The organism is Geomonas diazotrophica (genome assembly GCF_019063885.1).
Taxonomy (GTDB): domain Bacteria; phylum Desulfobacterota; class Desulfuromonadia; order Geobacterales; family Geobacteraceae; genus Geomonas; species Geomonas diazotrophica.
The window spans coordinates 305,389-330,555 of the sequence record NZ_CP077684.1 but is presented as its reverse complement, the minus strand read 5'-3'; the positions used below and the strand labels follow the sequence as shown (position 1 = coordinate 330,555).

Below are 25,167 nucleotides of genomic sequence, written 5' to 3'. Positions count from 1 at the left end.
ACGGCTTCGTTGCCTGGTCCGTTCATCTCCCTGCATTTCCTTGCCATTTATGCCATGAGGCTTGCAAGGCAGAAAGCGCCTTTTCCCTCGAGAGGTCAAGCACGAAGGTGTCAAGGTAGAATGCGTTAGGATCAGACGGGCCGGTTATGGTCCATTGCAAGGCATTCCTTTTGGTAGTGTCAAAGCATGGAGGAGCAGACAAGAGAATCTCTATAGCCCAATTAAAGCTGTTATCCTTGCCGTGAACTCTGATGATTTGCATCTTCTCAATCAACTTCCATGGCAACAAGTCAGCGTCCTTTGTGAAGGATCTTCCGAACTTGTAATAAACATGTATTCCTTCGCAATCCAATACCAGCACCGTAGGCGGGGCAATCAGAAGCTGAATCCCTCGCAGCAGAGCAAGGATTGAGGCAAACACAATCGACAATGCGATCCAGGCGAAGTTGGTCTCGATGGCGTTTTTGGCAAGTGCTGACATCAGAGGCAATCCGATAGCGAGGCTCACCGCGATGAACATGAATGAAGGTATTCGACTGTACTTTATGATCATGGTTCATCTTCTCATAAGAAATGCCAATCCGGAGGTTTTCCCCACACCACCTCGCCTGTGGTTTTATCGTGAAGCCACGCGGCGAATTTTCTTGGCCTACACCAATAGCAAAGCTTTATTTCGAACTGGTACCAATGTCCCGATTTGAAGTCTAATTCGACACTTCCCTTCGGGTGCACGCCGAACTCCGCAGGATAATAAGCGTATTCAATCAAATGCTTGCCTGGGTGGAGTTTCGCCTTTTTGTATCCGGAGCCTACCTTGTTCCCATCAATTGACGTGACCACGCCCGGAAGCGTTGACCAGTCAATCCTTACCAATGAGTTGTTCTCTACCCCCGCGACATCAGCCTCGCCCCACTCTCCCCACCCCCAATAGATTGGTGAAAGGTGTGAACACGAGATAAGGAGCGATGACAGTATCACGACAATTATAATTTTCATGGGAGTTGTGTTCCAACTGCTCGGAAGTTGACCGGATGGTTTGGCCGGTCCAACTTTCTTGTTGGGCTCTCCCTTCGGGCATTAATCGGTTGAGCCACTTGTCTTTTTGTAATCGTTCGACTACAATACCTGCCTGTACATCGTCAAGACCCTTCCCGAATTTGACGCTTGGCTAAATGGCATCAAAGACCGCACTACTCGGTTACGGCTGGCTCGACGCCTTGACAAGGCCCAGCGAGGCAACCTGGGTGATGTGAAACCGGTTGGCCACGGCGTTTTCGAGATGCGTGAGTTCTTTGGCTCCGGCTGGCGAATGTACTACATAGAACGTGGCAACATCCTTATAGTTATGCTCGGCGGTGGAGACAAGTCCACACAAGCAGCCGACATCGCCATTGCCTTCGAGCGGGCAGCCAGATTGGAGGATTGACCCATGCCCAAAAAAGTCGTTGTATCCGACCTGCCAGAATTTGATCTTGCTATGCAGTTAAAAAGCGAAGCCGATATTGCGGCGTATATCACCATGGTGATTGAAGAAGGTGACGCAGCAGAGTTGGCCCATGCCCTGGGAGTGGCTGCCCGAGCGCGCGGCATGGCCGAAATTGCGCATGCTGCCGGTTTGACTCGGGAAGCGCTATATAAAGCCTTACGTCCCGGAGCTCATCCGCGTTTCGACACGATCAGCAGAGTTTGTTCCGCGCTCGGAGTCCGCTTGGTAGCACAGCCTCGCCATTAGACCTCGCGCTTTTACTTGGTTTTCTCCTTGCGTTTGCCCAACTGGGTGAGGTGACCGGCGGAGTGCCCGGCTCTCACCGACTCGTTCCCGCTCTCTACTCCCGCATAGACCATTCCACCCACTTTGTTGGGATCACATGGTGACCTGGGGGACCTGGGGACGCCCATGATTTCATGCGCGTTCCCCCTGCCCTCTAATTGTTATCACTGCTTTCTTTTGATCCGGTCTCGATGAGCCTCTTAGTAAGCAGCACCAACCCTATCTGCTGCGTCCACTCTGAAACCAGATTGCTGACTACCGTTCCCCATTTGCTATCCGGATCAACCTCGAAGAAAAGAGCAGCCCACCCTATCCCGGTTATCAAGAGAAATATCGTCAGCGAGTGTTCATGCAACATCTCCAGAAAACGATTCCTATGTGTTTTTTTAGGTTGACGGCTCTCCCTGGAGCCCTTTTCGAAAAACCATTTTGTAGCCAAAACTGTTATGACAACACCAGTCCAGTCGGCGATAGCGTTACCGAAGAAAGATCCGGCGTGCGTTTTGGGATTGGATTTTACATAGAGGACAAACCAGAGCGCCAGGATGCCTATCGCGGTAAGGCTGAGAGAATGGCGTCTCAAGAAAGGCTTGTTAGGCTCTGTTGCTTTATCTTTTCGACTAGCCATATTCCTCCAGGGCCCAGGGGGCAGAATTGAATAATCACATAATTCCCATCAGGAATTGCCCCGGCTGATCTCGATCTAATGCCCCCGTTCCGCCCGGCCTTCCTAAGCCTGGCCGTACGCAGTAACATTATTCATTTGCCCAACGCCTGGGCGGTGACCGGCGCGGGGGCATAGCGACCGGTCCACTGGCCTTGTTGGGGCTCGTCCTCAGTCAGTTATTCATTTATCAATACCCGGTCTCACTGCCGCCTGGTACCGTGCCAGCAGATCCGGGTCATCAATCGATCCGTGGTGGTGAACCTGCTGCCATCGGCCATCGCGATGAGTGAAGATCCTGGTGGTCCGGATCGCCATGGAGAGGACGGTGCCGGCGGTCTTGAACTCTCCCCGCTCCCGCCCCACCACATAGAAAACATTACCGTCCAGGTGCAGGGTGAAATCATAGAATTCGAACCAGTACTCTGACGGGCTAGCGAAAAGCCGTTGGTAGACGGACTTGATTTCCTCCCATCCCCGCTTTATACCCCCGAGTGGGTTATCCATCGCCGCCTCATCGCTCTGCAGCCAATTGGAGGCCATCAACTCAAGGTTGCGCCCGTTGAGTGCCGCGTAAAACGTTGATAAGGCCGCTAAATGGGGAGGCAACCCCTGTCTATCCTCCCGCCCCGTCACCGCTGTCTGCTCCAGCCTCTGCATATGTCCTCCAGATCCCCTCAGACCTATTCCCCCAACGCCATAAGCCCGACCGGCGGGTTTTCAGGCCGGTCTTGGCGCTAGTTGAACCTCATTTTTGACCATTGTTCACAACTTTACCATTTTGTCGCCATCAAGTTTGTATCCTAAAGTCCTCATGTATTTGTTGAGATCATTTTGGGCATTGCCTAAAGATGACTCCACAAATTGATCCGTTTTAGCCTTCATATCTTGTTTAATAGCATCTTGTTTCGATTGTCCTCCTGTTGCATCAACAACTTTTTGAAATTCCGTCTTGACTTGATCAGCTTCAATTTTGCTTAATTTGCCCTTATTCTTTGATGCATTTTGCCACAACTTACTTTGATAAAATTGAAGATACCTATCTATATCTTTTTCTGAATAATATTTTTTATATACCATAACCAGTTGCTTGTGTAATCCGTCTTCACCTAGAAATAGCTTACTCAATATCTGTGAATATCTTTCTCCGCACTTGTTGATTATGTCATCAGGAATATTAGGATTTATCTTTTTAAGTGACGAGCTAAACGTGGAGCCAATTTTATTTATATTTGCCGCCATGCTGCTTTTTGTTGATCCTGTCACTTCGAGCAGTTGGTAAATTTTGGGTTCAATCTTCTCTACAGAATATGCAATCGTTGGTTTGATGCTAACTGAAATGGCCAACATAATTAATACAAACCCAAACATTTTTACTACCAGCTTCATACCCCCCCCTTTTTCTTTTTTTCTATGATTAGTGAAAATATGGCGTATGGAACCCCGAAGGCTACCATGGCAAAAGGCAATGCTATAACTGATGAAATGAAAAATGAAAGAAGGCTAGACGACTTGAAGTAACATAATGTGATCAGGAAAAATGTAGCCACAAATGTGAACGAGCTAAGCAACGAGCGACACAACTTCATGTTCATTAGCACTCCCTTTCAGGCATAGCAGTCATCCATTTAATGCCGTTCAACTAGTTATTAGTGGGAAATTGTCACCAACCCTCCCACTCCGCCGTGCAATATTGGCGCAGACACCTAAATGCATTGACGCAAACTATTGATATGACACACTGCTACGGTCGGAATTCGTGCCAACTGGGGGGATGGCCAGTTTTCTGGCCATCCCCCCTTCCCCTCCCTACAGGGAGACGTCGGACTACCTATAACAACTTTCATTTGCCAGCACAAATCAATCGCAATATATAGAGATCCTGCATACATGTCAAAGGCGAAGTGGTGAATGGTACCCCTGAACCTGTCGGTCGGCATTCTTGAATCTTCTGACGTAGCCGCGTTTCCCGCCCTCCCGTACGCGGAGTGCCCCTGTACTTCACCCTGGTAAAAAAAACGCGTGCGGGATCCGACGGAACGGCTCGCCGCCGGCACGTTTAATGAAGTCAAACCCACCGACCACGGCCGTACTTTGCGAATGTAGGGTCCTACTTTACGAAAGTAGGGTCGTGTTTTGCGAAAGTAGGGTCGTACTTTGCGAAAGTACGGTCGCACTTTGCGAAAGTAGGGTCGTACTTTGCGAAAGTAGGGTCGTACTTTGCGAAAGTACGGTCGTACTTTGCGAAAGTAGGGTCGTACTTTGTGAAAGTACGGTCGCACTTTGCGAAAGTAGGGTCGTACTTTACGAAAGTACGGTCGCACTTTGCGAATATACGGTTGCACTTTGCCCGTCTGCGGTCGTACTTCGCTGTTTGTATTACGTTTTGCGATTTTGCCGGGGCGTTTTTCGGATCTTGCAGGAAGGTTATCGACCTTCACCCTTTTACCGGCTAGCAATCCATTGCCAGGGTGGAGGTTGGGAGGGAGTCGACGAGGGGACAGGTAAGCCCAGGACAGCTTATCAGGCTCCCCCCGGCCGTCAAAGCGGGCGTGCCCCTGAAGGTACCAAGCAGGGCTTTCTCAGCTCGCGCGACATCCAATCGCTCTTGAGGCATAACAGGAGCCCCGCGAAGGGCGTGCTCAACAGGGCGGTCCCGAAGATCAGGCCGACGACGCCTATGGCGTAATAGGAAAAGGCGGCGTTGCTGGAGGCGAGTTTCACCCACTGGCGGAACTCGAAGACTTCATATACAACCACAACCGCGATACCGGACCAGGCGCCTTCGATCAACCGGTTCAAGGAGCCCTCCCTGAGTTTCCAGAACTGGTAGGCCGCCCAGAGCAGATAGATGCTGGCGAGGGTGATCGTCCACGGTATGAAACCGAGGTCGATGAAGACGGAGAACTTCGTGACCGGAACCAGATACGGCTCAGACAATACCGTCTGCCAATCGCGGCCGTAGTACTTCATAAGTCCCGCGATGCCGTACAAAAGAGCTGCCCCGCCGACCGCCATCACCAGCCAGGCAGTTATCTCCACCGTTTCCGAAGCTGCCCCCCTTTCCCCCAGCGCCAGGGCCGGAGGCTCGGGTGTTGCTGGAATCTTTGCGGGTTCCCTGCCGGGATTTGCAGAACCCGCGGACACGACCGGTGCCTCCGGTTCCTCAACCAACTCGCCCCGGTGGCGCTTTTCGTCCAGAATCCGGGACCCCTCCATGGCGAGGAACTGCGGGTTGAGCCCCTGTATCGGCATGAACTGGACCGGGTCAATCCTAATGGCGACGCCTTCGGTCACCTCCTGCATCTCGAATACGAAAGTCCCACTGGTCCAGGTGAAAAGGGAATAGACCACCCTCTCAATCTGCTCGCGCACCACGGCGTCGATCGCCTCGGCGCTTACCTCGAAGCGCTCGACCATGATGGTGCCCAGAAGCTGGCGGTAGCCTTCGTCCGCCTGCGCGCTCAGCGCGCGGTTGAGGGTGCCCCGGTCGATCACCCCTCTCCGGATCAGCAGCTCCCCCATGTTCTGCTGAAACATGGTGGAACTGGCCCTGGTGACCTGTCCATTATGGAAGACGATGCGCGCCTCGCGCCCCCGGCTCTTCAGCGACAGCACACCCGACTTTCGGCTCATGCTGACGATCTGCATGATTTCGCCAAGCCCCAGGTCCTCGATGTTGCCAACAAGACTCATGGTTACAGCCTTTCATGCTCCCCTAAACCAGCCCTGAGCATCATTTTTTCATTTGGTTAACGGCGTCGTTCAGCTTGGCTCCGGCCTTCTCAATTTCCTTGCCGGCTTTCTCCACGGACTTGTCGATTTCCTTACCAGCACGCTCCGCGGGCCCCTCTTTCCGGCAGCCGGAAACTCCGGCGACTACGCTACTTAAGACCAACGCTGCTACCAGGATTTTGTTCACTTTCATCATGCGACACCTCATAGGTAACTCCTTTGTCGACCGCGGGCACAAAAAAAGCCGGGGCCAGAATATCTTGAGATATTTCGGCGACCCGGCTGTCTCTATGAGACCCAGTAGGCTTTCCGTCCCACCCTCGCGGATGGTTTAGTATTGTCGTTATCTGACTTTAGGTATGTGAGCTTGTGGCGCAAGATAGCCTAAAGAAGACGGGCGCGTCAAGGGTAAAGATATGAGGAATCCAATGCCAGCCGGCGCTTCGGTATTCAAAGGTGATAGGTGCGCCCTGCCACCTTAAGGTGACAGGGCTTTTCCTTATCAGCATATCCCTCTTTGCGGTTTGCCGTCAGTGCACGTCTCCGCCAGTCACGATCTTCCCCTTCCCTCGCAGGGGCGCCGCGGCGCCGAGGTATGATGATGATGATGATGCGGGGTCTCGGTATTCGGCCGCTCTTGACTTACGAAAAACTTACGAGTATCCTCGCATTCCTGATCGAGTGACAATCACCCCGCTCCTCTCCCGCAGGACAGGAGGATAGGGATGATCGAATGGAGGTGGGGATGACACCTAAACAGAAGAGGGTGCTTGATTTCATTCTGGATTTCGTGAGTCGCCACGGGTACCAGCCTTCGCAGTTGGAAATCGCGCAGGGGTGCGGCTTCGAGTCGCTGGGAACGGTGCAGCATTACCTCCGCTCGCTGGAGCGACACGGGCACCTGGCGCGCCGCTCGAACGCGAAACGAGGATTGCAACTGTCGGCTCCGGCGCATCCGGCGGCGGAAATCGCCGGATCGGCCATTGCGCCGTCGGAACGGATGGAACTGCCACTGGTGGGTATCGTGGCGGCGGGGAAGCCGGTGCACGCCTACGAACTGGCCGACGCCATCGAGGTCCCTTCCGCCATGGCGGGACCGGGCAACGTGGTCTACGAGGTGCGCGGCGATTCCATGGTTGAGATGGGGATCATGGACGGCGACTACGTGGCGGTACACCCGCAGTCGGTCGCGGAAAACGGCCAGACGGTGATCGCCGAGGTGAACGGCTCGATCACCATCAAGAAGTACCTGCGCAAGGGTAACACGATCCAGCTCCTTCCCGCCAACTCGGCGATGAGCCCGATCGAGGTGACCGAAGAGGACGAGTTTCATATCAGGGGAGTGCTGGTGGGCTCCATGAGGTTTTATCGAAAGTGGACAGGGAAATCCTCCACATAACGGTGCCCGCCTTCCCCATCGCGCTGGCACGGGTGGTTCACTCGCACCTGCGCGGGCGCCCGGTGGCGGTGGCTCCGCTCAACTCGGAGCGTGCACTGTTGCAGTGCATCTCTCCGGAGGCCGCAGAGGAGGGGGTTCACGTCGGGACGCCGATCTACCACGCCCGCAGATCCTGCCCGTCTCTCATCGTCATAGCTCCCGATCCGCACCTGGCGGCCAAGGGGAACCTGGCGCTCATGGAACTCTCGGCGGAGTTCACTCCCATGGTCGAGCCGGGAGCGGGACGGGTTTTCCTGGATGTGACCGCGTCGAGGAGGCTGTTCGGGCCGGCGCGGGACGTGGCGGCACGCCTTGAGAGGTCGATCTCGTGGCAGTTGGGGCTGGAGGCGATGGCCGGGGCCGGTGGGAACAAGCTGGTCTCGCGGGTCGCAGCGGACACCATGCAGGAACCTGGGGTGTACGACGTCTTCCACGGCGCCGAACGTCCTTTCCTCGCCCCCTTCCCGGTGTCGGTGCTGCCGGGCGTGGGGGAGTCGAGGCAGACGCTCCTCTTCCGGGATCTGAACCTGAAACGGGTGGAAGAGGTGGCGGCGCTCTCGGTGCCGCAACTTCGGCTGGCGGTGGGCCCCTTCGCGCCGCTTCTGCACGACCGGGCCTGCGGCATCGACCGCTCGCCGGTGCAGCCGCCGCGGCTGTCGACCGAGATCGTCGAGGAGGGGTTCCTCGAGCAGGAGGAGAACGACGACGCCATACTGATGTCGGAATTGCTGCGCCTCGTGGAGGAGTGCGGGTTGCGGTTGCGGCGCCTGCAGAAGGGGGCGCGCAAGATCACGCTCTCGGTCATGTACGCGGACGGGGTCGCGCAGCAGGGAAAGAAGGTGTTGCCGGTGCCCACCTCGCTGGATCTGCCGTTGCTGGTGGCCGTGGAAGAGCTCTTCTTCGTCACCTGCAAGAGGCGGCAGCGGGTGAAGAGTCTGCGGCTTAGCTGCGACCAGGTGGCGGAGGAGGCGGGACAGATGGATCTCTTCGCGGCCGTGCCGGCGGAGGTGTCGAGAAGGGAGAGCGACCTGCAGGAGACGCTGGACCTCTTGCGGGAAAAGCACGGCAGGAACGCGGTGCGCTGGGGAAAGGGGCTGGTGCTGCGCCGGGACGTCACCCTCGCCAGCGAGGCGCCGCCGGAATGGGATCCGGAGCAGAACAAGTACATGACGGTCACTAAAAACTAAGGCATTAACAGGGATAAAGGGGATAAAAGGGATAACGGCAAAACCAGACTTCTGGTTAAGACCTAACGGCCGCGTCCTCAACCTCCCGCTCCTGTCCCTCCCCCTCAGGGGCGGGAACTGAGTTTAATCCCTTGTATCCCTTGTATCCCTGTCAATTAGGTTTCCCGATGTTTATCCATCTCCACGTACATTCGTCCCTCTCCCCCAACTGGGGGGTGCACTCGCCGGAGGCGCTCTGCGCCGAGGCGGTGCGGCTGGGCTTCGATACCCTGGCGATCACCGACCGAAACGGGCTCTACGGGGTACCGCGCTTTCTGGACGCGGCACGGGAGGCGGGCATCTCCCCCATCATCGGCACGGAGGCGGTGACGCAGCAAAACCGCGCGGTGCTGCTGGCGGTCGACCAGGAGGGTTACGCCAACATCTCGCGGCTGCTCTCGGATCTCCACTGCGACAAGTCGTTCGATCTCTGTCACGCGCTTACCCGCTACCGGCACGGGGTGATCGTGCTGAGCGACGACCGGCGCCTGCTCTGCGCGCTGAAGCGAACCTCGGCGGAGGGACTTTTCGTAGAGCTCTCACCGGGCCACGACATGCACCGGGCACTGGCAATGTCGCGGGAACTGCGGCTGCCGCCGGTGGCAACGGCAAGGGCTGTCCTTCGCGCTTCGCGCTTCGCACCGGAGTCCCATGCTGCCGACGCCCTCACCCCGACCCTCTCCCGGAGGGAGAGGGGGGATGGGGACGAATCCAATCTCTTGGTTAAGGGGGAAGGGGTTAAGGCAACAGGGGGTAAGGCAACAGGGATTAGGGAGACAGGAGGAACGGGGGGAGGGGGTAAGGGGACAGGCACCTTGCGGAACACGTACCCATCAAGGGACCGCGGGGAGGTGACCGACTTCCACCTGCACCGGGTACTGCGGGCCATTCACCTCAACGCGAAACTGTCCAGGTTGGCGCCGGAACAGACGGCTTCGGAGTCGGATGCGCTGTACTCTCCGGCACAGATGGCTGACTTCTTCCCGCATTGCCCGGAGGCGCTGGAAAACACGCTGCGCATCGCCCAGTCGTGCCGCCGGGAATGGGACTTCTCCCGCACCATCTTCCCCGCCTTCCGCGAACTCGGCAACGACGACGCCTTCGAAACCTTGAAAGCGCGCGCCCTCTCCGGCGCGCTCTGGCGCTACGGCGCCGTCGACGACAGGGTGGCGGCACGCCTGGAGAAGGAACTCGCCATCATACGCGACAAGGGGTTCGCCCACTACTTCCTGGTGGTGGAAGAGATCACCAGGCAGTCCCAGCGCACCTGCGGCAGGGGGAGCGCGGCGGCGTCACTGGTCGCCTACTGCCTCGGCATCACCCACGTCGATCCCATCCGCCACAACCTCTTCTTCGAACGCTTCCTGAACGAGGGGCGCAGCGACCCGCCCGACATCGACGTGGACTTTCCCTGGGACGAACGCGACGCCATCCTCGACTTCGCCTTCGCCCGCTACGGCGCGAGACGCGCGGCGATGGTGGCGAACCAGGTGGGCTTCAAGGGGAGATCGGCGCTGCGCGAGGTGGCCAAGGTGTACGGCCTGCCGGACTTCGAGATCAAGGAGATGACGGAGCGGATCTCGGGTTTCTGGCGCGCGGAACAAAGCGCCGCGGCGATGGCAGGGCACCCGCTGTTCCAGGGGGAGGCGCTTTCCGAGGACTGGCAGGAGATCCTCGCCACGGCGCGCCACCTCAACGGGCAGCTGCGGCACCTCTCGCTGCATTGCGGGGGGCTCGTCATCGTCCCGGACGAGATCCGCAGGTACGTCCCGGTGGAGATATCGCACAAGGGGCTCCCCCTGATCCAGTGGGAGAAGGACCAGGCCGAGGACGCGGGGCTGGTGAAGATCGACATCCTGGGGAACCGCTCGCTCGCCGTTATCCGGGACGCGCTGGCGGCGGTGCAGGAACAGACCGGGATCGAGATCGACTACGCGTCCTGGCGCCCGCTCGAGGACCCACGGACGCAGAGCCTCATGCGCCGCGGCCTCACCATCGGCTGCTTCTACCTGGAGTCCCCCTCGGTGCGCCTGCTTTTACGAAAGATCTGGAGTTCCACGGCGCCGCCGGAGACCTTCGACAGCGACATCTTCGAGGTGCTGGTACAGGCCTCCTCGATCATCCGCCCCGCCGCCAACTGCTTCATCCAGGAATACGTCGCCCGGATGCAGGGGAAGAAATGGACCCACCTGCACCCGCTGCTGGAACCGGTCCTCGGGGAGACGCTCGGGATCGCCATCTACCAGGAGCAGATCACCCAGATCGCAATGGAACTGGCCGGTTTCTCGGCAAGCGAAGGGGACCAGCTCAGGAAGGTGATCACCAAGAAGCACCGGGAGAAGAGGCTCGCGGACTTCCGGGCCAAGTTCATCGCGGGGGGGAGGGAGCGGGGCGTCGCGGAACCGGTGCTGGACGCGATCTGGGAGCAGATCCTCTCCTTCGCCGGTTACTCGTTCTGCAAGCCGCACTCGGCGAGCTACGCCCTGTTGAGCGCGAAGGCCGCCTACATGAAGGCGAACCATCCCGCGCAGTTCATCGCCGCGGTGATATCCAACCAGGGTGGCTACTACTCCCCTTTCGCCTACATCTCGGAGGGGCGCAGGCTGGGGCTCACCATCCTGCCGCCGGACATCAACGGGAGCGACTACCACTACACCGGCTTCGACAAATCCCTCAGGATCGGTCTGATGCAGATCGACGGGCTGACCCGGGAGGGGGCGCAGCGGCTCCTCAAGGAGCGCCGCGAGCGGGGGGCGTTCTCCTCGTTCCGTGATTTCCTGCGCCGGGCAGCCGTGCAGCGTGCGGACGCGGAGCGCCTGGTGAAGGCGGGGTGCTTCGACGTGCTGGAGGGGGAACAGAGGCGGCCGGCGCTTTTGTGGGAGCTGCTCCAGTTCCAGCAGCAGGCGACGGCGCTCCTCTTCGAGCAGAAAACCGAGCTCCCCGCGCCGCCCCCCTACGACGCGGCCACGGTGCTGAGGCAGGAGGTGGAGGCGCTCGGTTTCCTTGCCTCGCGGCACCCGCTCACACTGTACAAGGCGCAGTGGCAGCGGCACCGCCCCATCAAGGCATCGGAGCTGATCGGGCATGCGGGGAAGTGGGTGACCATGGTGGGATGGTGGATCACGACCAAGACGGTGGAGGACAAGCGCGGCCGCCCCATGGAGTTCGTCTCCTTCGAGGACGTGACGGCGATCTTCGACGCCACCTTTTTCCCGGACGTCTATGCGCGCTTTTGCCGCAAGCTCTCGCAGCGCCGCCCCTACCTCTTGAAGGGTGTGGTCGAGGAGGAGTTCGGCGTAGCGACCCTCAGGGTGAAATGGGTCGGCTTCCTGGACTGCTGAAGGAGCCGCCGCTTTGCGCCGACGCATCGGGGTCCCGCAGTTCGGGAACGCCCGCCGCGGCCGCCCCGGTGAGCAGCGGGAGGTACACGTTCAAGGTTGTGCCTATGCCGGGGGTGCTGTCGATCTCCACGTACCCCTCGTGCTGCTTGACGATGCCGTAGACGATGGCGAGCCCCAGGCCGCTCCCCTTGCCGACCTCCTTGGTGGTGAAGAACGGGTCCAGGACGTGCGCCTTGGTCGCCTCGTCGATGCCGGTGCCGGTGTCCGTGACCGAGACCACGGCGTAGCGCCCCGGCCTCCCGTACCCTCGCAGATCGATCCACTCCTCGTTCATCTCCATCAAGCTGGTGCCGATGGTGAGCGTGCCCCCGTCCGGCATGGCGTCGCGGGCGTTGTTGACCAGGTTGGTGATCACCTGGTCGATCTGGCCGGAGTCCGCAACGACCGCCAGCTTCTCGGGCGAAAGCTCGATGCGCAGCGTGATCTTGGACGTCACCAGCCGGCTCAGGAGCCTGCGCAGGTTGCCGACCACCTGGTTCAGGTTGACCGGTTCGGGATGGTTGACCTGTTTCCTGCTGAACGCCAGCAGCCCCTGCGTCAGCTCCGCGGCCCGCTCCGCGGCACTCAGCACCTGTTCCAGGTATTCCTGGGCGGGATCGTCCCTTTTCAGCTTCATCTGGGCCAGTGCGACGAACCCCATCATGCCGGTGAGAAGGTTGTTGAAGTCGTGGGCGATCCCACCCGCCAGGACCCCGACCGATTCCATCTTCTGCGACTGCCGGATCTGCTCCGACATGCGCCGCTCCCGCTCCAGGTAGATGGCGTTACGCAGGCTCATGCCGATGACGGGGGCGATGCCGGCCAAAAGGCTCAGGTCGCTCTGCATCAGCGGGCGCTGCGATTGCTTGTTGTCCACCGCCAGGATCCCCAGCACCTCGCCGTCGCAGGCGATGGGACAACAGATGAAGGAACGCGCCTCCAGTTCCTGGGAAAAGACGAGGCTGCGCGGCGTATGCAGGTGCGCGACCTCGGCGAAGTCGCTCACGAACCTGATCTGGTTGTCACGGAAACAGGTTACGAAGACCCCCTGGGCGTCGGGGGAGGTGAGGTCGAAGGAGGCGTTGAGGAGTGCGTCGCGTTGGGCGTCGGTATAACCGTAGCCGGTACGGAAGGTTAGCCTCGATTTCCTGGCATCGGCGAGCATGATGACGGCCCGGTCGTAGCCGAGCCGCTTCTCGATCACCCTGATGACGCTTTCCAGCACCTCGTCGATCCCGCTCTGCTTGCTGAGCGCCTGACCGACCTCGTTGACCATGCGGGCGTTGTTGTAGTTGACGCCCATCTGCGCGAGCACCTGCTCGGTCGATTCCTTCACCTGGGAGAGGGCGGTGTCGATCTCCCGCGTCTCCAGCCGCTGGGCCAGGTAGGAAGTCCCCAGGGCGAAGAAGGCAAGGGCGGTAACCACTTCCACCAGGTGCCCGACCTGCCAGAAGTGCTGCAGCAGCGCGTAGGCGACGACGGCGATGGGGATAAACCGGTTCCTGGCGCTGCGAACGGAGGCGTACAGCGTCTTCCTCCAGGAGATGACGTAACGGCAGCACTCGCCCCCCTGGAAGATGCACTCGGTGTGCTCGATCTCCGGGGGCTGGTAGTTGAAGAGCATCACCACCGCCTCGAAGAGACCGATGCGGTTCTCGCACTGGTAGGGCTGCTCCTCCACCCCCTGGTGCGGCACGGCGGTGATCTCCACCTTGTTGTCGGCCAGTTTGGTCGCCGTGTAGGCCGCGGACCGGCTGAAGTGGCCGGAACACTTCCCTATGGCAAGGAGCGTGTTGGCCGGACCGATCAGCCCGAAGGTGTACTTCATCATCATCCCGTGGGCGGCCTCAGAGGCGGCGTAGCGCCCCCCTTCCCTGGAGATGTCACTACCCACCATCTGGGTCATCCGGGCGTGGAAGCGGTCCACCTGGCGCTGGGTGAGCCAGTGCCCCTCGTCGCTCACTTCGTAGGGGCTGATCTCCGCGTACTGCAGCAACTCCCCGACATCCACATGCGGGTACTTCTTCCGCAGCAGGCTCACGAAGATACTGACGATCTTGCTGTTGTAGAGCGGCTGTTCTTCCATCGTACGTAACTCCGGCTGCGGGCGCGGCGCAGGCTCGGCCTGGATTTTAAGAGGCCATTATGCACCTATCGGAGAAATCAGCGGTTGCTTGAGGAATTCGGGCTTGTCGCGGCGGATAAGGACAACTTTTCCCCCTCCCCCTTCGCGGGACGAAGCGCTTGGGCGCGCAACCCCGCCACGGGAGGGGGAAAAACGACACAAAAAAGGCCCGGCTCCCTTGCGGGGCCGGGCCTTGTCGTGCCTTGTGTGCGGTCGGTGCTAGTCGACCGACTTCCTCAGGAAGGTCGGGATATCGTACTGATCCTCGTCATCCATCAGGAAGCTGCGCTGCTGCCGGGAGACTTCGCGCTCCTGCTTGGCGCGGATGTAGGTCGGGATCTCGCGGTTCACCTCGGGCTGCGGCTTGACGAGGCTGCTCACGTTCTTAATCTCGTGACGCCCTTTCTCGAGGTCGAAGCGGTCGCCGAAGCCGGTGGCGATGGCGGTCACCTTGATGGTCTCACCCAGGTTCTCGTCGATGACCAGACCGACGATGATGTTGGCGTCCTCGTGGACCTTCTCGTGGATCACCTTGCTGGCCGCGTCGAACTCGTCCATGGTCATGGAGGAGGAGCCGGAGATGTTGACCAGGACGCCCTTGGCGCCGGAGATGTCGATGTCTTCGAGGAGCGGGCTGGAGATGGCCTTCAGCGCCGCGTCGACGGCGCGGTTCTCGCCGTTGCCCAGGCCGATGCCCATCATGGCCATGCCGCGCTCGCTCATGATCGATTTCACGTCGGCGAAGTCGACGTTGATCAGGCCGGACTGGGTGATCAGGTCGGAGATCCCCTGCACCGCCTGGCGCAGCACGTCGTCGGAAGGCTTGAAGGCGTCCAGGATGGACATGGACTTGCCGGCCAGGCCGAGCAGCCTGTCGTTGGGGATCACGATGAGGGAGTCGACGTGCTTCTTGAGTTCCTTGATCCCGTCCTCGCCCTTGGCCAGGCGCTGACGCCCTTCGCGGGTGAAGGGCTTGGTGACCACGCCCACGGTGAGGGCACCCTGTTCGCGGGCGATCTCGGCGATGATCGGGGCTGCGCCGGTTCCGGTGCCGCCGCCCATGCCAGCTGCGACGAAGATCATGTCGGCGCCCTTCAGCGCCTCGGTGACCTTGTCCTTGTCTTCGAGGGCTGCGTCACGGCCGACGTTGGGGTTCGCGCCTGCGCCGAGACCCTTGGTGAGCTGGGTTCCGATCTGTATCTTGACGGGCGCCTTGGACATCCTGAGCGCCTGCGCATCGGTATTGGCAACGATGAAATCGACCCCGGTGATGCCCACGGACATCATGGTGTTGACTGCGTTCCCACCGGAACCACCAACGCCTATCACCTTTATCTTCGCACTCTGGTCGATGCTTTCATCGAAATGAAACATGAACTACCCCCCTTATTATCGCGCCCCCCGGCGGCGGAAAAATTATTAGCCGGTTTTATACTACGTTTACTGTGATAATGGAAGCCCAAAAACACTATATGTTGTGTTTTTTTAGAAGAACTCGCCGAACCAATCCTTCATCCTGCGGCTCACCCGACGGAACACGGTCTCGTCACTTTGCTGGGTCGGGAACTCGTGCGCGCCGACGTTCTTGGAACCGTAGACCACAAGCCCCACGCCGGTCGCGTAAACCGGCGAATTGACGACGTCGGTGAGGCCGCCGATCCGCTGCGGCAGGCCGCGGCGCACCGGGAGGTTGAAGATCTGCTCGGCCAATTCCGGCATCCCTTCCAGGATGGTGGAACCGCCGGTGATCACGACGCCCGAGGCGATCATGTCCTCGAGGCCGCTCTTCACGATCTCGCGGTTCACCAGGGTGAAGATCTCCTCGACGCGCGGCTCGAGGATCTCGCACAGCAGCTGGCGGGAGAGGATGCGCGGCTTCCTTCCGCCGACGCTCGGGACCTCGATGGTCTCGTCCTTGCCCACCAGGGAGGAGAGGCAGCAGCCGTACTTCTGCTTGATGCGCTCCGCCTCGGCCATCGGGGTCCTGAGGCCGACGGCGATGTCGTTGGTCAGGTGGTTGCCACCGAGGGAGAGCACGGAGGTGTGCTTGATGGCGCCGTCCACGAAGATGGCGATGTCGGTGGTCCCGCCGCCGATGTCGACGAGGGCCACGCCCAGTTCCTTTTCGTCGGCGGAGAGGACCGCCTCGGAGGAGGAGAGCTGTTCGAGGACGATGTCGGCGACCTCGAGCCCTGCGCGGTTGCAGGACTTGACGATGTTCTGGGCGCTGGCCACGGCGCCGGTGACGATGTGCACCTTGGCTTCCAGCCTGACGCCGCTCATCCCCAGCGGCTCGCGGATGCCGTCCTGGTCGTCGATGATGAATTCCTGGGGGAGGATGTGGATCACTTCCCGGTCCATCGGGATGGCGATGGCCTTGGCGGCCTCGATCACCCGCTTCACGTCCTCGGGGGACACCTCGCGGTTCTTGATGGCGATGACACCCTGGGAGTTGAACCCCTTGATGTGCCCGCCGGCGATGCCGGCGTAGACGGACTTGATCTCGCAGCCGGCCATCAGCTCGGCCTCCTCGATCGCCTTCTTGATCGCGGAGACGGTGCTCTCGATGTTGATCACGACACCCTTTCTGAGCCCCTTGGACGGGCTGGTGCCGATGCCGACGATGTCGATTCCGTCCTCGGTGACGTTGCCGACGATGGCGCAGATCTTGGTTGTGCCTATATCAAGGCCGACGATCAGGTTATCCCTTCTGGTTGCGGACATGCTCCCCCCCTTTTCCTACACTTTTTTCACTATGATTTTGTCGATGTAATCGAGGTCTATGTAATCCAACGCGTGCATCTGAGGTTTAAGGTCACGGTAGATGTTGGACAGGCGCGCGAGCTTCTGGCTGAAATCGCCGTTGCCCAGCTTGACCGGAACGCCCCCCTGCATGGTGAACAGGGTGAAGCCGTACCCCTTGCTGTAATGAATCTCCGAGATATCCGCCAGACTGAACACGCTTCCCGACCTGAGGGTTCCGATCAGTTGCAGCGCACTCTTCAGCGCCTCCTGGCATCCCTTCGGGTCCTGGGTCAGTTCCTCCTCGGTGATGCCGGTGATGAGCGGGAAGTCGAGCCGGTCCCCTTCGGAGAGGGACTTGAACAGCACGCCCTTCTCGTCCAGGTAGTAGAGGCAGCCTACGTTGGCCACGGCCTGCGGGGTCCGTTCGGAGGCGGAGATGGAAAGCGTGTGCGGGAAGTAGCGGCGCACCTGGACCTGCTCCAGCCAGGGATCCTTGGAGAGGCGGGCCATGATGGTCTTCAGGTCCAGCCCCAGCATGGAGTCGCCGGGCCTGACCCCCGCCCGGGTGATGATCTCGTCCCGGGAGACCCTCTTAAGCTGTGACACCTCGATGGTTTCCAGACGGAGCAGCGTGGTGCGCGTGACGAGCCCGTACGCCTTCCAGCCGCCGAAGCCGGCGACGGCGCAGATGGCCGAGGCGCCTATCCCCCGGGAGAGCCACTTGAGGATGGGGCCCCAGTTGATCGGCTTCCGCTCCTTGGGTGGTTTCTTGACCCTGTTATGGGGCACCCTCTGTTTTTTGGCGTGTAGATCGCGCATGGCAGTTACCGTCTAGATTGAATTTCAATGCACAGTGCAACAAATAACATCGGTGAACCAGGTTAATACTGAGACAGGTTAATACTGAGACTAAGATTAAGACTAAGATTAAGATTAAGATTAAGACTGAGGTCGTTGATCCTTACTTTATCTTTATCTTTATCTTAATCTTTATCTGCTTTACCTTATCTGTTTTTCAGATCTTCAGCGATGCGGCCAGCAGGATGCGCACCACCAGTTGATCAAAATCGATGTCCGAACCGCGGGCGATCTCAGGGAGCAGGCTCAGGTCCGTCATCCCCGGCAGGGTGTTCACCTCGAGGAGGTAACACTCGCCCGCCTCGTTCACCAGGAAGTCGACGCGGCTGTAACAGTCGCAACCCAGGGCGGCATGCGCCTTCTCCCCTTCCTTCAAGACCGCCCGGTACACCTGCTCCGGAAGACGGGCGGGGAGGATGTGCTCGGCACCTCCGTCGGTGTACTTCGCCTCGTAGTCGTAGAACTCGTTTTTCGGCACGATCTCGATGGCGCCCATCGCACGCCCGTCCAGGATGCCTACCTGCACTTCCTTGCCGCTGATGAACGCTTCGACGAGGATCTCCGAGTCGTAACGGAAGGCTTCCTCGAGCGCCTTTTCCATCTGCCCCGGCTCTTTCACGATACTGACCCCCACCGAGGAGCCTTCCTTGGAGGGCTTCACCACCACCGGGAGGGGGTTCTCAAGCTTCAACTCCTCGCCGCGGCGCAGCACCTGGTAGGGGGCGAGCGTCAGCCCGGCGGCGGCGAACATCACCTTGGCGGCGATCTTGTCGATGGCGAGGGCCGAGGCGAGAACGCCGGACCCGGTATAGGGGATCGCCATCAGCTCCAGGAGCCCCTGGACGGAACCGTCTTCGCCGAAGCGGCCGTGCAGGGCGATGAAGGCGAGCTCCACCTTCTCTTCGGCCAGCCGCTGGGCCAGGTCGCGCCCGACGTCGATCCCCACCGCGTCGTACCCCTGGCGCTGCAGGGAGGCGAGCACGGCCTTGCCGCTGTTAAGGGACACCTCGCGCTCGGCGGAAAGTCCCCCCATCAGCACGGCGATCTTCTTGTTTTTCAGCTCCGCTACGGTCATCTCGAAGGTTCCTTTGTCCTTATACTGCTTTCAGCTCTCGCTTCCCCCCTCTCCCCCGGGGAGAGGGTCGGGGCGAGGGTTGTGCACCCCGGGGAAGGGCTGCTTCGATTTATGCTTCGCCGACGATCCTTACTTCTTCCTCGAGCCCGATCCCGGCGGCCTCCTTCACCCTGACCTTGACCAGCTCCGCGAGAGCCAGGAAGTCCGCGGCCTGCGCGCCCCCCGTGTTCACCAGGAAGTTCGTGTGCACCTCGGAAACCTGCGCTCCACCCACCGTGGCGCCGCGCAGCCCGGCCTGGTCTATCAGCCGCCAGGCGCTCTCTCCGGCGGGGTTCTTGAAGAAGGAACCCGCGTTGGGGAAACCGACCCGCTGGCCGCCGCGCTTCCCGATGTACTCCCGGATGTTCTCCTCAATGAGGCGACGCTCGACCGGTTCGAGTCTCAGCCGCGCCCCCAGTATGATCTCGCCAGGCGCAAGCTTCAGGAAACGGTAGCCGTACTCCAGCTCGCTCCGCTTCCGGACCAGCACCCCGGTCTCCCGCAGCGTGGTCAAAAGCTCGACCCGCTGCATGGTCTCGCCGCCGTGGGCGCCGGCGTTCATGGTCAGCGCGCCGCCGAAGCTCCCCGGGATGCCGCTGAGGAATTCGATCCCCCCCAGGCACTGTTCCGCCGCGAAGCGGGTGAGAACCTGGTTGGTCACCCCGGCACCCACCTCGAGCCTCGCGCCGGGAAGCGGCTCCAGTGAGTCGAAGCGCTTCAGGGAAACCACGCACCCCCTGATGCCGCCGTCGCGCACCAGCAGGTTGTAGCCGGATCCCACCACGAGGCAGGGGACGTTTGCCGACCGGAGCAGCTCCATGCCCCTCTCCAGGTCGGCGAGGTCCGCCGGTTCCAGGTAGAGGTCCGCCGGGCCGCCCACCCTGAGCGAGGTGTGCCGGGCCATCGGTTCGTCCCACAGCACGGTTCCCCGTACCCCTTGGGCGACCCGCTCGAGATCGGCCCGGGACCAGGTCACTTTTCCCCCGCCGCCTTCATGCGCTCCAGCATGCTCTCCCCCACCTGCCAGACGTTGCCGGCACCCAGGGTGAGCAGGATGTCACCCGGCACCAGCACGCGGTCAAGATGCTCGCAGAGCTTGTCGCGTTCAGGGATCCAGGTCACGTCCTTCTGGCCGTGCCGTCTGACCCGGGCCGCCAGCGACTCGGCGGTGATCCCCTCGATGGGGGTCTCCCCGGCCGCGTAGATGTCGGTGAGGATCAGGACGTCGGCGTCGTGGAACGCCTTGACGAAGTCCTCGAAGAGCTCCTTGGTGCGCGAATAGCGGTGCGGCTGGAACACGACCACGAGGCGGTTCTCCGCGAAGCCGGACTTGGCCGCGGCGAGGGTCGCCTTGATCTCGGTCGGGTGGTGGCCGTAGTCGTCGACCACCATGACGCCGTTCACCTCCCCCTTCAGGGAGAAGCGGCGCCCGACGCCGCCGAAGGCCTTGAACCCTTCCTGGATCGTCTCGAAGGGGATGTCCAGCTCCATGGCGACCGCGATGGAGGCCAGGGCGTTCAGCACGTTGTGCGCGCCAGGCATGGAGAAGGTGATCTCGCCGAGCTTCACCCCCTTGTGGTGGGCGACGAAGCTTGTGGAGAAGCCGGAGAGGCGCACGTCGGTGGCGCGGAAGTCCGCCTGGGCCGACAGGCCGTAGCTCGTGAAGCGCTTCTTCACCCGCGGCAGGATGTCGGCGATGTTGCCGTTATCCAGGCAGAGCACGGCCAGGCCGTAGAAGGGAACCTTGTTGATGAACTCGACGAAGGTGTCCTTGATCTCCTCGATGCCGCTGTAGAAGTCGAGGTGGTCGGCGTCGATGTTGGTCACCACGGCGATGGTCGGGGAGAGGAGCAGGAAGGAGCCGTCGGACTCGTCTGCCTCGGCCACAAGGAATTGTCCCTGCCCCAGGCGCGCGTTGGTCCCCAGCGAGTTCAGCCTGCCGCCGATCACCATGGTCGGGTCGATCCCCCCCTTGGCCAGGAGGGTCGCCACCATCGAGGTGGTAGTGGTCTTGCCGTGGGTGCCGGCCACCGCGACGCCGTACTTCATGCGCATCAGCTCGGCCAGCATCTCGGCGCGCGGGATCACCGGGATCAGCTTCAGGTGCGCCTCGACCACCTCGGGGTTGTCTTCGTGCACGGCGCTGGAGATGACCACCACGTCGGCCTGGGCCACGTTCTCGGCGGCGTGACCGATGAAGATCTCGCCCCCCAGGCTTTCCAGGCGCTGGGTGGTGTCCGAGCTCTTCAGGTCGGAGCCGGAGACCTTGTACCCGAGGTTCAAGAGCACCTCCGCGATCCCGCTCATGCCGATGCCGCCGATGCCGACGAAATGTATCCTCTCTATCTTTCCGTACACGCTTGCTCCCTTCGGTCGCAGACTGAGATCAAGATTAAGATTGAGAACAACCTTTCCTTTTTCTCCCTGCCCACCGAGCTGCTATCTCTCTTCGTTCCTTAGTCTTAGTCTCAGTCTTAATCTGTCTTCAAAACCATGGCCGCGACGATGGCCTGGGCTGCGTCCAGCTGGGCCAGGGACCTGGCGTTCTTCTCCAGCTCGGCCACCTGCTCGGGGTGCTCCATCAGGTTCAGGATCTCGGCGGCCAGGTGCTCGCCGGTCAGATCCTCTTCGAGAATCATCCGCCCGGCGTCTCGCTTCACCAGCGACTCGGCGTTCTTCCTCTGGTGGTCGTCGGCGGCAAAGGGATACGGGATGAAGATGCACCCCTTGCCGCAGGCGGTCACTTCGGCGATGGTGGTGGCCCCGGCCCGGCAGATCACCAGGTCGGCCGCCCCGTACGCCGCGGACATGTTGTCTATGAAGGAGAGCACCTGCGCCTGGACTCCCTGGGCCTGGTACCCCTCGCGCACCCGCGCCACGTCCTTCTCACCGGTCTGGTGCGTGATGCGCAGCTTGTGCTTCACCTGCTCCAGGTGGGGCAGCGCCTCCAATAGCGCGCTGTTGATCCGCTGCGCACCGGCGCTGCCGCCGAAGACCAGCAGGTTGAAGGTATCGCCGGTCAACCTGGCGCGCTGCTCCTGGAATCCCCAGAGGATCTCCTTGCGGATCGGGTTCCCGGTCATCTGGGTGACCTTCCCGGGGAAGAAGCCCGCCGCCTCCTCCATGGAGATGAAGATCCCGTCGACCACGCGGCTCAGCACCTTGTTGGTGAGGCCGGGGGCGGCGTTCTGCTCGTGGATGAAGGTCCGGACCCCCATGCCGCGCGCGGCCAGCAGCATCGGCGCCGAGGCGTATCCCCCCACCCCCAGCACCATGTCGGGCTTGAAGCTCTTCAGGATCTTCCTCGACTGCGAGTAGCCGTACAAAAGGCGCCCGGCGCTCAGGAGCTTCTTGACGCTCCCCATCCCCTTCATGCCGCTGGCGGAGATCAGCTCCAGCCGGTAGCCGAGCTTGGGCAGAAGGCGCGCCTCGATGCCGCGCTCGGTGCCGACGAAAAGCACCTCGTTTTCCGATCCGCGTCCCAGGAACTCGTCGGCCACCGCTATCCCCGGGAAGAGATGCCCCCCGGTCCCCCCCCCCGCAATGATAAGCCTCATGGCGTCCCCCTCATCCTGGTCGAGACGTTGAGAAGCACACCCACCGCGCAGAGCGAGATGATCAGCGAGCTGCCGCCGTAGCTCAAAAACGGGAGCGCGATCCCCTTGGTGGGGAGCAGTCCCGTGACCACGGACATGTTGATGAAGGCTTCCAGGCCGATCAGCGAGGCGATGCCGAAGGCCAGGAAGCGTCCGAAGCTGTCCTCGGCGGAGATGGCGACCCGGATGCTCCTTTGCACCAGTAACAGGAACATCGAGGCGATCACGATCACCCCGATGAACCCCATCTCCTCGCCGAGCACGGAGAGGATGAAGTCGGTATGCGCTTCCGGGAGGTAGAAGAGTTTCTGTTTCCCCTCCCCGAGCCCCTGCCCGAAGAAACCGCCGGTCCCGAGAGCCAGCCAGGACTGGATGATCTGGAACCCCGCGTCGGTTGGATCCTGCCAGGGGTCCAAAAACGCCGTGATGCGCCGCATGCGGTAGGCCTTGGTGAAGACCAAGTAGCAGATGCCGGGCAGGGCGACGAGCCCCATCCCCAGGATGTACTGCACCTTGGTACCGGCGGCAAAGAGCATGACGATCGCCACCACCAGCATGGTGAGCGCCGCCCCCATGTCGTGCTGCGCCAGGAGCACCGCGATGAAGACCCCGAGGATCAGCATGTACGGGAAGAAGCCGGACATGAACTGCTTGAGCTTCTCCTGCCGCTTCTCCAGGGAGTAGGCCATGTACATGATGAGCGCCACCTTGGCGAGCTCGGAGGGCTGGAAGTTGAAGCCGGGAAGGCGGATCCAGCGCGATGCCCCCTTGGCGGTCCCCCCGATGCCGGGCACGAACACCAGCAACAGCAGGAAGAAGGTCCCCAGAAAGAGCGGCACCGCCCACTTCTTCCAGACGTGGTAGTCGACGTGCATGGCGACCCCCATGCCGATGAAGCCGATCAACGCGTAGAGGGACTGCCTTTTCAGGAAGAAGAAGCCGTCGTGAAACTTCTTGGCGGCCATCACGGAGGACGCGGAGTAGACCATGACCACACCGAAACAGGTGAGGATCACCGCCATCATAAGCACGATCATGTCGTACCCCTCCAGTCGCCTCACTTTCCTTCAGCCTCCTTGGCCGCGCGTACCGCCGCCTTGAAGCGCTCGGCGCGCTCCTCGTAATTCTTGAACATGTCGAAGCTGGAGCAGGCCGGCGAGAAGAGGACCACGCCGCCGGGCTGGGTCACCCTGCGGGCGATGTCGACCGCCTCCTCCAGCGTGTCGGCGAAACGGGTGTCGGTGAGATCGCCCAGCGCCTGGTGCATGCGCTCCCGCGCCTCGCCGATCAGGACCAGGTGGCTCACCCGGTCGGAAACGAGCTGGACCAGCGGCTCGTAGGAGCCACCCTTGTCCTTCCCCCCCGCGATCAGGGTGATGCCGGAGTCGAAGCTCTCCAAGGACTTGACCACGCTCCCCACGTTGGTCCCCTTGCTGTCCTCGTAATAGGCGACCCCGTTCACCTCCTCGACGAACTCCATGCGGTGCGGCAGCCCCTTGAACTCCTTGACCGAGGCGTAGGCGCAGTCGCCGTCGCAGCGCATGAGCAGGGTGGATGCCATGCTGGCCATGATGTTGTCCAGGTTGTGCACCCCTTTGAGCTTGAAACCGTCGGTGCCGAAGCGGAGCACCTTGCCGTCGTGGGCGAAGGTGATGAAGCCGTCGCGGTAGCTGATCCCCTCCTTGAGCTCGTGGAAACGGCTCATGGGGAAGAGGCGCGCCTTCAGCCTGGTGGCGCAGGCGGCCACCAGCGGGTCGTCGATGTTCAGGACCGCGAAGTCTTCCGCCCCCTGGTTCTCGAAGATGCGCAGCTTGGCGTCGATGTACTCCTGGAAGCTGTGGTAGCGGTCCAGGTGGTCTTCGGTCAGGTTCAAAAGCACCGCGACGTGGGGACGGAAGCTCTCGATCCCCTCCAGCTGGAAGGAGGAGAGCTCGACCACGACCCGCTCCACCCGCTCGCCGCTCATGGCGAGCTCGATGAGGGGGTTGCCGATGTTCCCGCCGACGAAGGTGTCGAAGCCGCACCCCTTGAAGATCTCGCCGGTCAGGGTGGTCGTGGTGGTCTTGCCGTTGGTGCCGGTGATGGCGACCATGGGGGCCTCGATGAACCAGGAGGCGAGCTCCACCTCGGAGACCACGCGGCGCTTCTGGGCGCGCGCCATCTCCAGCGGCTTGATGTCCATCGGGACGCCGGGGGATACCACGATCAGGTCGGCCATCAGGAAGCTGTAGGGGACGTGGCGCCCGAGCTCCAGGCAGAGGTCGAGGTCTGAGAGTTCCGCGAGGACGTCCTTGAGGGCCTCCTCGTCACGCATGTCGGTGACGGTGACGAGCGCGCCGCGCTCGGCCAGGAAGCGGGTCACGGCCACGCCGGTCTTCGCAAGCCCCACCACCAGTATTTTCTTGTCCTTTAATTCCATATGCCCTTCTTCTCCAAGAAAACCTAAATCCCCCTGCCCCCTCGCAAAGGGGGGGACGCGGGATCACGTGCAGTACTTTGTGGCCGGGAACGGCCT

At 60.9% G+C, this 25,167-nt stretch carries 22 protein-coding genes and 1 riboswitch; of the genes, 5 read left to right on the top strand and 17 right to left on the bottom strand.

Annotated features, from left to right (window positions below; all coding sequences use genetic code 11):
• Positions 1–22: 22 nt before the first annotated feature.
• Both KP003_RS01415 and KP003_RS01410 read right to left on the bottom strand, forming a co-directional pair.
• The gene (locus tag KP003_RS01415) at positions 23–553 is read right to left on the bottom strand and encodes a hypothetical protein (protein WP_216497457.1); all 531 of its coding nucleotides are present in this window, start codon (positions 551–553) and stop codon (positions 23–25) included.
• Between the two features lie 11 nt (positions 554–564).
• Positions 565–996 (bottom strand): hypothetical protein, encoded by a 432-nt coding sequence (locus KP003_RS01410; RefSeq protein WP_216497458.1) that lies wholly within the window; start codon positions 994–996, stop codon positions 565–567.
• A gap of 133 nt (positions 997–1,129) precedes the next feature.
• On the opposite strand from KP003_RS01410, the gene KP003_RS01405 reads away from it, so the two are divergent.
• Together KP003_RS01405 and KP003_RS01400 are read left to right on the top strand one after the other, a co-directional pair.
• Complete coding sequence (locus KP003_RS01405; RefSeq protein WP_216497472.1) at positions 1,130–1,426, top strand: type II toxin-antitoxin system RelE/ParE family toxin; 297 nt, start codon at positions 1,130–1,132, stop codon at positions 1,424–1,426.
• A gap of 3 nt (positions 1,427–1,429) precedes the next feature.
• A complete protein-coding gene (locus KP003_RS01400) occupies positions 1,430–1,732 on the top strand; it encodes an addiction module antidote protein (protein ID WP_216497459.1) in 303 nt (100 codons plus the stop codon).
• Positions 1,733–1,925: 193 nt separating this feature from the next.
• Here the strand turns inward: KP003_RS01400 and KP003_RS01395 are convergent, their stop codons facing one another.
• The 5 genes from KP003_RS01395 to KP003_RS01375 form a co-directional block, all read right to left on the bottom strand.
• The gene (locus KP003_RS01395; RefSeq protein ID WP_216497460.1) at positions 1,926–2,399 is read right to left on the bottom strand and encodes a hypothetical protein; all 474 of its coding nucleotides are present in this window, start codon (positions 2,397–2,399) and stop codon (positions 1,926–1,928) included.
• Positions 2,400–2,618: 219 nt separating this feature from the next.
• Complete coding sequence (locus tag KP003_RS01390) at positions 2,619–3,095, bottom strand: YybH family protein (RefSeq protein ID WP_216497461.1); 477 nt, start codon at positions 3,093–3,095, stop codon at positions 2,619–2,621.
• A gap of 105 nt (positions 3,096–3,200) precedes the next feature.
• Positions 3,201–3,824 carry a DUF2059 domain-containing protein gene (locus KP003_RS01385; RefSeq protein WP_216497462.1) on the bottom strand — a complete coding sequence of 208 codons (624 nt, stop codon included), beginning with the start codon at positions 3,822–3,824 and terminating at the stop codon, positions 3,201–3,203.
• A 1,152-nt stretch (positions 3,825–4,976) separates the two neighbouring features.
• Complete coding sequence (locus tag KP003_RS01380; protein ID WP_216500855.1) at positions 4,977–6,131, bottom strand: DUF4388 domain-containing protein; 1,155 nt, start codon at positions 6,129–6,131, stop codon at positions 4,977–4,979.
• 40 nt (positions 6,132–6,171) lie between these two features.
• Entirely contained in the window at positions 6,172–6,366 is a 195-nt protein-coding gene (locus KP003_RS01375; RefSeq protein WP_216500854.1) for a hypothetical protein, read from the bottom strand.
• Between the two features lie 73 nt (positions 6,367–6,439).
• A riboswitch (cyclic di-GMP riboswitch) is annotated at positions 6,440–6,516 on the bottom strand.
• 399 nt (positions 6,517–6,915) lie between these two features.
• Here KP003_RS01375 and lexA point away from each other — a divergent pair.
• From lexA to KP003_RS01360, 3 genes are all read left to right on the top strand, one after another.
• A complete protein-coding gene (gene lexA, locus KP003_RS01370) occupies positions 6,916–7,569 on the top strand; it encodes a transcriptional repressor LexA (protein ID WP_216500853.1) in 654 nt (217 codons plus the stop codon).
• Positions 7,545–8,795 carry a DNA polymerase Y family protein gene (locus KP003_RS01365; protein ID WP_216500852.1) on the top strand — a complete coding sequence of 417 codons (1,251 nt, stop codon included), beginning with the start codon at positions 7,545–7,547 and terminating at the stop codon, positions 8,793–8,795. The genes lexA and KP003_RS01365 overlap by 25 nt, the downstream gene beginning before the upstream one ends.
• Positions 8,796–8,962: 167 nt before the next feature.
• On the top strand, positions 8,963–12,175 hold the full coding sequence (locus tag KP003_RS01360; protein WP_216499095.1) for a DNA polymerase III subunit alpha: 3,213 nt from the start codon (positions 8,963–8,965) through the stop codon (positions 12,173–12,175).
• Here the strand turns inward: KP003_RS01360 and KP003_RS01355 are convergent.
• The 10 genes from KP003_RS01355 to murD form a co-directional block, all read right to left on the bottom strand.
• Positions 12,141–14,300, bottom strand: coding sequence for a sensor histidine kinase (locus tag KP003_RS01355; RefSeq protein WP_216499096.1), 2,160 nt, complete (start codon positions 14,298–14,300; stop codon positions 12,141–12,143). The two genes, KP003_RS01360 and KP003_RS01355, sit on opposite strands and share 35 nt — an antisense overlap.
• Positions 14,301–14,558: 258 nt before the next feature.
• Positions 14,559–15,713, bottom strand: a complete 1,155-nt coding sequence (gene ftsZ, locus KP003_RS01350; RefSeq protein ID WP_216499097.1) for a cell division protein FtsZ — start codon at positions 15,711–15,713, stop codon at positions 14,559–14,561.
• 111 nt (positions 15,714–15,824) lie between these two features.
• Positions 15,825–17,063 carry a cell division protein FtsA gene (ftsA, locus tag KP003_RS01345; protein ID WP_216499098.1) on the bottom strand — a complete coding sequence of 413 codons (1,239 nt, stop codon included), beginning with the start codon at positions 17,061–17,063 and terminating at the stop codon, positions 15,825–15,827.
• Between the two features lie 15 nt (positions 17,064–17,078).
• Positions 17,079–17,903, bottom strand: coding sequence for a cell division protein FtsQ/DivIB (locus KP003_RS01340; protein ID WP_216499099.1), 825 nt, complete (start codon positions 17,901–17,903; stop codon positions 17,079–17,081).
• Positions 17,904–18,099: 196 nt separating this feature from the next.
• The gene (locus KP003_RS01335; protein WP_216499100.1) at positions 18,100–19,017 is read right to left on the bottom strand and encodes a D-alanine--D-alanine ligase; all 918 of its coding nucleotides are present in this window, start codon (positions 19,015–19,017) and stop codon (positions 18,100–18,102) included.
• A 109-nt stretch (positions 19,018–19,126) separates the two neighbouring features.
• Positions 19,127–20,032 carry a UDP-N-acetylmuramate dehydrogenase gene (gene murB / locus KP003_RS01330; RefSeq protein WP_216499101.1) on the bottom strand — a complete coding sequence of 302 codons (906 nt, stop codon included), beginning with the start codon at positions 20,030–20,032 and terminating at the stop codon, positions 19,127–19,129.
• Positions 20,029–21,414 carry a UDP-N-acetylmuramate--L-alanine ligase gene (murC, locus tag KP003_RS01325; protein WP_216499102.1) on the bottom strand — a complete coding sequence of 462 codons (1,386 nt, stop codon included), beginning with the start codon at positions 21,412–21,414 and terminating at the stop codon, positions 20,029–20,031. The genes murB and murC overlap by 4 nt, the downstream gene beginning before the upstream one ends.
• A gap of 116 nt (positions 21,415–21,530) precedes the next feature.
• Positions 21,531–22,613, bottom strand: coding sequence for an undecaprenyldiphospho-muramoylpentapeptide beta-N-acetylglucosaminyltransferase (murG, locus tag KP003_RS01320; RefSeq protein WP_216499103.1), 1,083 nt, complete (start codon positions 22,611–22,613; stop codon positions 21,531–21,533).
• Positions 22,610–23,689: a putative lipid II flippase FtsW gene (ftsW, locus tag KP003_RS01315; protein WP_216499217.1), complete on the bottom strand. Its 1,080-nt coding sequence runs from the start codon at positions 23,687–23,689 to the stop codon at positions 22,610–22,612. The genes murG and ftsW overlap by 4 nt, the downstream gene beginning before the upstream one ends.
• Positions 23,690–23,709: 20 nt before the next feature.
• On the bottom strand, positions 23,710–25,071 hold the full coding sequence (gene murD / locus KP003_RS01310) for a UDP-N-acetylmuramoyl-L-alanine--D-glutamate ligase (RefSeq protein ID WP_216499104.1): 1,362 nt from the start codon (positions 25,069–25,071) through the stop codon (positions 23,710–23,712).
• Positions 25,072–25,167: the final 96 nt, after the last annotated feature.